Genomic DNA, 1,068 nt, shown 5'->3' with positions numbered 1-1,068 from the left:
GTTTTTTCCTCTTGGCTCCTAATTCGTTCATTGTAACTCAAAAAAGCCTGAAGTGATTACCCAGTAATCACTTCAGGCTTGAATTTTTAAAATTTATAACCATCAATTCTATTTAAAGACCTGCGGAATGTGGGCTAAACCTAAACCCTGCCTACTGTCTAGAACGAAATAGCCCTGCTATTATATTTAAAGAAATTAGTTGTCAACAGGACAGAAGAGAAATTCTAGATTGGTATCATTTGAAGGAAAATCTTCACTTATGTGGGGGGTTCAATTAAGCGATTGAAGCAAGCGGAAACATACTTATGGCAAGCAGGGTAAGCTCATCTAATTTGGTATAAATTGTACTTGACAAAAAGCCGCCAATAGGCTCTATATCTGTGTGCCGAACTCAAACCTATAATTAAGTTTGAATCTTAACAAAGTCAATCAAGTTGAAACGGAGTTAAAGACAATGACAAATGGTTTTGCACCTCGATTGAAACTCGCTGTAAAATCTCAAGCTAAAAGAGCAGAAAAACGACATTTAACACCTCTGAGCGAAATCCAAGCCAATTTATTGAATTATGTAGCAGAGCTCCCCGACCCCAGAGTTCAAAGAACCAAAAAACACTTATTAAAAGATATTTTAGTAATCTCTATTTTAGCCGTCATTGGCGGTGCCGAAGGTTGGGAAGACATGGAAAATTATGGCATCGCTAAACAGCAATGGTTAGAGGAATTTCTCGAATTACCCAATGGTATCCCGAGTGACGATACTTTTCGACGAGTCTTTGAAAAAATCAATCCTGATGCTTTAGAACAATGTTTAGCGAAGTGGCTTAAAAGTATGCTTGGTTCGATAGTTGGCGAGATTATCCCCATTGATGGCAAAAGTGTTAGAGGTTCTTATGACCGTAATCAAGGCGTAAAAGCTTTGCATTTGGTCACGGCTTGGGCAAGTGAACAGCGTTTAGTTTTAGGGCAAGTTAAAGTTGAGGATCATTCCAACGAGGTAAGGATTCAGGTCAAAAAAACTTCGGTGACAAAAGCTGGTAAAATAAACCAATGAAAAAGCCCCCAGCAACC

Annotated in this window: 2 pseudogenes; both read left to right on the top strand. The window is 38.6% G+C overall.

Going from position 1 to position 1,068, the window contains the following annotated elements:
* Positions 1-140: 140 nt before the first annotated feature.
* Positions 141-312, top strand: a pseudogene (locus QUA56_RS36695) (ISKra4 family transposase); the annotation flags it as partial.
* Between the two features lie 142 nt (positions 313-454).
* Positions 455-997 (top strand): annotated as a pseudogene (locus QUA56_RS36690) (ISAs1 family transposase); the annotation flags it as partial.
* Positions 998-1,068: the final 71 nt, after the last annotated feature.

The organism is Microcoleus sp. N3A4 (assembly GCF_036701805.1).
Lineage (GTDB): Bacteria > Cyanobacteriota > Cyanobacteriia > Cyanobacteriales > Microcoleaceae > Microcoleus.
Note: the sequence above shows the minus strand (reverse complement) of the source record. Positions and strands in the feature narration are given on the sequence as shown.